Raw genomic sequence first — 7511 nt, forward strand, 5'->3', positions numbered from 1 at the left:
GTACTCCTTTTTTGATGTCTATAAAGTCTTGCGAGACATAGGGTTCAGATTATGAAATTCATTCAATTAGTTAATTTATTCTTTTTTTCATATAATAAGCGGTAGCGCCGTTAAGAAACGAAGCGCTACCGCTTATGTATGACGGGATGCTGAACATGTATCAATTTGCTTCTCGTTTAATATGTCTAATCTTTCTTTGAGACTGCTGAAACAAATAAACAAGGTAAGAATGTAATTCGAAGCGATCACCTTGAATGAAGTCACCAAACATTAACTTTTCCTGTTTTACCATTTCTGTTTCATCTCCTCTACTGTTCAATTAACCACAAATATTTCCTATCCATTATGTTTATTTTATTAGCCATTCTTTTTCAATTAAATAATGTTGTGAGAGCAATCAGCTCTTCTGCTTTCATTATAAACGAAATCGCTTACAATGTAAAATAATAATATCAGAAAATTTAGAATAAACACAAAAAAGAGGGCGTAGTAATATGTCCCCTTTTTTCCTTTTATTTAAACCAACCTTTTTCTTTAAAACGCGTAATAGCTTCAATGCGATTTTTCACTTCAAGCTTATCCAAGATGGTGGAGATATAGTTTCTTACGGTACCGGTTTTCAAAGACAGCTCTTCTGCAATTTCTTTTGTATTTTTCCCATCAGCTACAAGCTGCAGTACTTCTTTTTCGCGCTCCGTTAGCGGATTTTCTTCCGCATATACATCATCCACAAGCTCAGGAGCATAAATTCGTCTTCCTTGCATTATACTTCGAATGGAACTCGCTAGCTCTTCACTTGGGCTATCCTTCAGCAAGTAACCGCTAACTTTTGCTTTTAACGCTCGTTGAAAATAACCAGAGCGTGCAAAAGTCGTTAAAATAATCACTTTGCAATCGAGTTCTTCCAGCTCTTCTGCTGCTTCTAGCCCTGTTTTAAGAGGCATTTCGATATCCATGATGCAAACATCGGGATGATGCTGACGCGCAAGAGCCACTGCTTCTTCTCCATTCGATGCTTTCCCAACGACTTCCATATCATCTTCTAAGCTTAGCAAAGAGCCTAAAGCACCTAACAGCATCCGCTGATCTTCCGCTATAACGATTCGAATCATTTCTCTTCCTCCTTTTCCACTTGCTTACGCACGCTCGGAACTTTCACAATAATCTTTGTTCCTTCATCTGATTGAATATCTAGCGTTCCGTTTACAAACTCTAATCTTTCTCTCATACCAATAAGTCCATTTCCGTGTTGAAAAGCATCTTTACTTGCAATGCCTTGTCCATTATCTTGAATGGTAATCATAATTTCATCTGTAGATTGTACAATATTCACTTCACAGCAAGAGGCTTTACTATGCTTTACAACGTTTGTTACCGCTTCTTTTAAACACATGCTTAAAATATTCTCTGTCAGAGGAGAAACGTTTGATAAAGTCAATTCGTTATGAATAAACTCTATTTCAGCTACGCTAAGTATTTGTTCTACGCGTACGAGTTCCTCTTTTAATCGAATCCCCCTCATCTGAGACACTAGTTTACGAACTTCACTTAACGCAGTTCGTGCGGTTTGCTGAACGTCTTTTAACTCTGCTCTTGCCTGCTCTGGATCTTTATTGATCAGCTTACGTGCCAAGTCACTTTTTAATCCAATTAGGGATAGCTTTTGTCCAAGCGTATCGTGAAGGTCACGAGCAATTCGCTGTCTTTCCTCTTGTTTGACCAGCTCTGAAATTCGCTTATTTGCGTCTTCTAACTGCTCCTCTAAGCGCTCTCTTTTCTTACGGTTATAGATTGTAAATGGAAAGATGATTACGCTCATATAAATGATAATCATAACCGGAAGTTGGCGAACAAACAGCTCTTCTTGAGCAACCATATTATAGTTTAGTGAAATGGCTGTGCTGACTAAATGAATAATATAAAGCGTAATAAATGTAAGCCATTTTTGAACATTTCCTATGAAATAAGCGAGAAAAAAAGCAAAGTAAAAGGAAAAATAAACGTAGCTAAAAAGCGTCGTCATCGCGATGGATATACTAATGAGGAGAATTGTCCATACATAAATAGGCCAGCCTTTTGATATAAAAGCAATGCGATAAAAAATAAAGAAGAGAATCGTTAACAAAATACCTAACACAATCTCATTCATTGAAGAAGACTGAAAAACAAAGTAAAAAGGCAGTAAACTAAAAACTGTCCATATGTAAGGAGACATTCCCGTTATCTTTTGAAAAATTGTATCCTTTTTCTTCATGACGCAAACCCTCTTTTACTTTCATAATTAATGCCATATATAATTATCGTATCATAATCACATATGGCATTGAGTATTATTTTACATTTGCTCTAGAATATACCGCTACTCTTTTTTGTCGTTCTTCACGGCTAAATGTTTTTAGATGGTTAAAACCAACAAATTTCTTTTGATCTTCGTCCCATAAATGAAAGCGTAAAGACTCTAAGCTGGTGCGAAGCGTAATGGTCGGCACATTTTGAAGCGGCTCGGTATTATTATGAGCAGCTTCTAAGTGATAATTCGGAACCCGAGGGCTCAAGTGGTGAACATGATGGTAGCCAATGTTACCCGTTAACCACTGTAACACTTTCGGAAGTTTGTAAAAAGAGCTCCCTTCAACTGCTGCCTGCACGTACTCCCACTCTTCATCTGCTTCAAAATAAGAGTCTTCAAACTGATGCTGTACGTAAAATAACCAAACGCCCAGTGAACCTGAGATTAAGAAAATCGGACCTTGAATCATTAAAAATGACTGCCATCCTAGTGTTAAACATCCAACTGTCACAATAAGCGCAATCGCAACGTTTGTAATATACGTATTGATACGCTCAGCTCGCTTAGCTCCTTTACGATTAAAGCGATTTGTAATCAAGAACACATAGATAGGACCTATCACAAACATCACAAATGGATTGCGGTATAAACGATAAGCAATGCGACGTGAGCGAGGTGCTTCCAAGTATTCGTCTACTGTTAAAATCCACAGGTCACCGATTCCACGCTTATCTAAATTTCCGCTCGTAGCATGGTGGATAGAATGACTGTGTGCCCATTGGTTGTATGGAAACAAAGTTAAAACTCCTGTAATGGTACCAAGAACTTTGTTGTAGCGTCGATTTTTAAAGAAAGAGTTGTGGCAGCAATCATGGAAAATGATAAAAATTCGAACTAAAAAGCCAGCGGCAACCACTCCAATTGCTAAAGTTAATACATATGAAATCGCTAAGCTTTGATAAGCAAGAAACCATAAAGCAAAAAACGGAACAATAGTATTAATCAGTTGAACGACACTGCTTTTCTCATTTGGCTTTTCATAAGGTGCCATTGATTGTCTCAACATTTTTTGTTTTTGTTTTTGTTTAATCATTTGGATTTCCCTTTCACATTCATAATTTATTTAAAATTATAAATATAAAAAGAAACCATGTGTAGTAGTACATGTCACATGACAAATATGACAAATGTCATATTGGCACTCAAAAACCCTTTCATATCCTTAGCATCCATTGTGTTGGTACCTTCGTTTATTTACTTTTATTAATTGTTTGTAAACACATCAACCTCTCTAGAAGCCTGTTGTTTCCTGTGTTTTATCCTTAACATCTTTTAATGATGTGAACATTTTGTGACCATTTGATTAAGCTTGCATGATTCTTTTCATCCACCGTCATAGCTTCAAGTTGCTCGTGTTTAGTACACCTCCACCTACTTCTATTATTCTTTTGTGTAAGTTAGAATGATTCACACATTTAGCAACTAAAGTTATCGAAATCATCTTATGCAATACTAGTAACAAGAACATTCACGGAATAGAGACAAATAATATTGGAATGCAGTTAATTACTGGTTTTGCGCAATGTGCAGAGAATAAAGAAGTAAAGCAGTATTTTGTAAGAGGAAAAGAACTTGCTAAGCTCAATAAAACCAAAACCGCATTCACAAAATAGTAATCAAAAAAAGCCCGTAAGCCTTCTACATAAAGACTTCTGCGGACTCTTATTGACAAATATTCTCTTCTACATTCAACTGGTCTTTTAAATCGAAATGGCACTTGGCTGGCGCTTGTCATACGTAAAGACGTAGCGGAATCCGCATTCCTTCGCAAGCGCTATTGCTTCAGAAATATGGTCGCCAACCGTTTCAACTTTATGAGAGTCAGAACCTACCGTTAGCAGTTCTCCTCCAAGCTCTTTATATAATTTTAATACCGCTTGAGAAGGTAGCGGTTCACCTAAGCTGCTTCGCATTCCTGAGGTGTTAATTTCAATGCCGATATTGCGCTCAATTGCTTTTGTTAAAATTTCTGTTAGCTGCGGCTTAAACTGGTCAAAATCATAATTTCCGTGCACTTTTATTGCATAGCGCTTCATTAAATCAATATGAGCAAGCACATCGATATCAGCATGCTTCACTAGATTGTAGAGTTCTTCAAAATAACCACCGTATACTTCTTCTACTGTTTTATGTTGTAAATATAAGCGGAGCTTTTTGTCATTGATGTTATGAACAGATCCTAGGATAAAATCTAATTGAAGCGGCTCTAATACCTTTTGATACTCACTTTTTAATAAATGCGGCTCACAAATTTCAATCCCTGCTTTGATAACTAACTTTCCGTCAAACTGCGCACGACACTCTTCAATATCTTCTATATAATGTTTTAAATTAATATGTCCATATGTAGGAGCAAGTGGATTAAGTGAGTAATGTTCTGTAAAGCAAATTTCGTTAATATTACGATGGATAGCTTCTGTGCATACCTCGTTCATAACCGCTTTTGAATCGAATGAATGATTCGTATGATGATGATAGTCCACAATGTACATGTTTCGTTCCTCCCATTCTTCTCCTGAAATCGTATCTTAGCAAAGCTTTCTACTTCTTACAATACTACCCGTTATATAGCTACCTTAACTATTCAAACTAGACAATGAAATGGAAATTTATAAATTCTTTTACATTTAACTATTTTTATATTAAACTATTTTCTGTAAAAGTTGAATGCATGCAAATTTATTTTCTTAAGACAAAATTGGAGTGGTAGTATGAGTTCATCCTTGTTGCAGCTAAACACAATTTTTATCAGTATCCTAATTGAAGCCCTTCCTTTTGTGTTATTGGGTGTATTTATTTCTGGAATTATTCAAATGTTTATTACAGAAGAAATGATGGCAAAAGCCATACCAAAAAATAAAGTAGGCGCTGTTTTTTTAGCAACTTTTATAGGCGCTTTATTTCCAGCTTGTGAATGTGGAATTGTACCTATTACAAGGCGATTAATGGCAAAAGGCGTACCGCTATACGCTGCTATTCCCTTTATGTTTACAGGTCCTATCATTAACCCAGTTGTTTTGTTTTCTACATATGTAGCGTTTGGAAATGACTGGGCCGTTGTATGGGAACGTAGCTCTGTAGCGCTCGTCGTAGCAATTTCAGTTGGCATGCTGTTGACGTTTCAGTTTAAAACAGATCAAACAAAACATAGCGTGTGCGTTAACGTTCAGAAAAAGACATTTGGCCAAAAGCTAGTAGGCACTATCCAGCATTCTATCGATGAGTTTTTTTCAGTCGGTAAATATTTAATCATTGGAGCGCTTATTGCAGCAAGTATGCAAACGTTTATGAAAACATCCATCCTGTTAGATCTTGGGCAGCAGGATTGGTCAGCTCATTTCGTAATGATGGGACTAGCCTACCTTTTATCCCTTTGTTCGTCAGCCGATGCGTTTATTGGAGCATCCTTTCAAAGCACATTTCAAGATAGCGCCATCGTTGCCTTTTTAGTTTTTGGACCAATGTTTGATATTAAAAATACGTTAATGATGTTGAGTCAATTTAAAGCCAAATTTGTGGGCATTTTATTTATTTATACCTTTATAGCTGTCTTTGTTTTTTCAATGCTACTGGTCAGATAAGGAGGAAGCGCGATGATTCGAATTTTAATTTTGATTGGCTTTACGTTTGTCTTCATGCATCTGCATGCTACAGGAGATATTTCAAAGTACATTAATATGAAATATGCATGGATTTCATACAGTACAATTTTTCTCCTATGGTTTATTACCATCGCTGCTTTTATTTTTTATATGAAAGGCGATGAGCATGACCATAATCATGAAGATGGCTGTGATTGCCACAGTCATTCACACGCTCCGCGCAAGCGAGATAAATTCCTTTATCTCATCTATATCGTACCTATTATCACTGCTTTATTTTTACCAATTTCCAAATTAGATTCTAAAATTGTTGAAGCGAAGGGGTTCAATTTTCCAATCTACGAAAAAAATAGCCCCTATGATCAGCACCAATTCCTAGAGCCCGATACAAGTAGCTTTTACGGAGAGGAAGCTTATGACAAAATGATACGCAAAGATTTGAAGCAGTTTGGAAAGAGTGAAAAGCTTAATTTAGAAGATACTGAGTTTTTAAACGCAATGGAAACCATTTATAATTACCCTGGTGAATTTACGGGTAAAACCATTCGCTTAAAAGGATTTTTATACCATAATGATGAGCTGCCAAAAAATCAATATTTTCTTTTTCGCTTTGGAATTATTCATTGCATTGCTGACTCTGGAGCCTTCGGAATGCTTATTGAATTTCCAGATGACGTATCGTTTCAAAATGATGATTGGGTAACAGTAACAGGTAAAATTGATACGATGTATTATCAGCCGTTTAAAAAAACATTACCAATGATTAAAGTCACGAACGTTAAGAAAGAACAGGAACCTGATGACCCTTACGTTTATCGAAACAATCAATGATAAAAAAATCACGTAACGTTTTCCATGTTACGTGATTTTTTCTTATCGACTTTTTTGCTGAGCCTCGAGTAGCTGCGTGTATAAATGCTGTACTGCCGTTGAAATCGAGTCATCATATCCCACATGATCATAATAGACAGCAATATTTTTTAACATCTCGTACGTTTGCGGGTCTAAGCTCACTTCAAGCGTAACCTTCTTTGAATCAAAAGGATTTGGCACTTCTGGCTCTTCTGCATCTAAGGACGCATGTTCCGCAATTTGAATTGCTTGTTCGACATTTTCAATTTTCCCGTACTGCTGCACCCACTTGCGCCCCATAAAAACAGTATCCTGAATAAATTGCCGATTAGTAGGCGTATCCTTAATATTAAACTGATGATTATGCACATATACAGATTGATATAAGATGACGCTAATAACTTCATCTTTTAATTTTAACTTTCTCAATTCATCAATTAAGTCCGCCACATACTTTGGAAGCGGACAAAACGTTCCCCTTACTTCTTTTATTAAATCCATTGCAATTGACTCTGTTGAATTGCGCTTAAACGCTTTTATAATATCAACCATTGCCGACTCGTTTGTCATACCTACACCACCATTATGGTTAAATACTGTCGTTAGTAAATTCAACCAAAAATTAATTATACAAATCTCACTAGTGTTGCATTAATTTAAATTAACTATTAAAAAGACTCAAAATCTTCAATTTTATTATTTTAGGC

Annotated in this window: 8 protein-coding genes and 1 pseudogene; 3 read left to right on the forward strand and 6 right to left on the reverse strand. The window is 36.2% G+C overall.

Annotated elements, in window-relative coordinates; translation table 11 throughout:
- Positions 1-160 precede the first annotated feature (160 nt).
- The 4 genes from AC1UFB_RS20035 to desA form a co-directional block, all read right to left on the reverse strand.
- Positions 161-292, reverse strand: coding sequence for a hypothetical protein (locus AC1UFB_RS20035; protein WP_257788887.1), 132 nt, complete (start codon positions 290-292; stop codon positions 161-163).
- A gap of 220 nt (positions 293-512) precedes the next feature.
- Positions 513-1112 (reverse strand): response regulator transcription factor, encoded by a 600-nt coding sequence (locus AC1UFB_RS20040; protein ID WP_025910316.1) that lies wholly within the window; start codon positions 1110-1112, stop codon positions 513-515.
- Positions 1109-2254, reverse strand: coding sequence for a sensor histidine kinase (locus AC1UFB_RS20045; protein ID WP_482589911.1), 1146 nt, complete (start codon positions 2252-2254; stop codon positions 1109-1111). Before AC1UFB_RS20045 ends, AC1UFB_RS20040 begins: the two co-directional genes overlap by 4 nt.
- Before the next feature lie 76 nt (positions 2255-2330).
- Positions 2331-3383, reverse strand: a complete 1053-nt coding sequence (desA, locus tag AC1UFB_RS20050) for a Delta(5) desaturase DesA (RefSeq protein WP_482589913.1) — start codon at positions 3381-3383, stop codon at positions 2331-2333.
- 436 nt (positions 3384-3819) lie between these two features.
- On the opposite strand from desA, the pseudogene AC1UFB_RS20055 reads away from it, so the two are divergent.
- A pseudogene (locus tag AC1UFB_RS20055) lies at positions 3820-3963 on the forward strand (DUF3231 family protein); the annotation flags it as partial.
- A gap of 87 nt (positions 3964-4050) precedes the next feature.
- On the opposite strand, the gene AC1UFB_RS20060 reads toward AC1UFB_RS20055, so the two are convergent.
- Positions 4051-4842 carry a histidinol-phosphatase HisJ family protein gene (locus AC1UFB_RS20060; RefSeq protein ID WP_094909654.1) on the reverse strand — a complete coding sequence of 264 codons (792 nt, stop codon included), beginning with the start codon at positions 4840-4842 and terminating at the stop codon, positions 4051-4053.
- A gap of 219 nt (positions 4843-5061) precedes the next feature.
- Between AC1UFB_RS20060 and AC1UFB_RS20065 the strand changes: the two genes are divergently transcribed.
- A complete protein-coding gene (locus tag AC1UFB_RS20065; RefSeq protein ID WP_025910310.1) occupies positions 5062-5931 on the forward strand; it encodes a permease in 870 nt (289 codons plus the stop codon).
- Positions 5932-5943: 12 nt separating this feature from the next.
- Positions 5944-6783 (forward strand): TIGR03943 family putative permease subunit, encoded by an 840-nt coding sequence (locus AC1UFB_RS20070; RefSeq protein WP_025910308.1) that lies wholly within the window; start codon positions 5944-5946, stop codon positions 6781-6783.
- A gap of 42 nt (positions 6784-6825) precedes the next feature.
- On the opposite strand, the gene AC1UFB_RS20075 is transcribed toward AC1UFB_RS20070, so the two are convergent.
- Positions 6826-7374 (reverse strand): calponin homology domain-containing protein, encoded by a 549-nt coding sequence (locus AC1UFB_RS20075; RefSeq protein WP_025910306.1) that lies wholly within the window; start codon positions 7372-7374, stop codon positions 6826-6828.
- Between the last annotated feature and the right edge of the window lie 137 nt (positions 7375-7511).

Source organism: Priestia sp. KCTC 13724 (genome assembly GCF_056820425.1).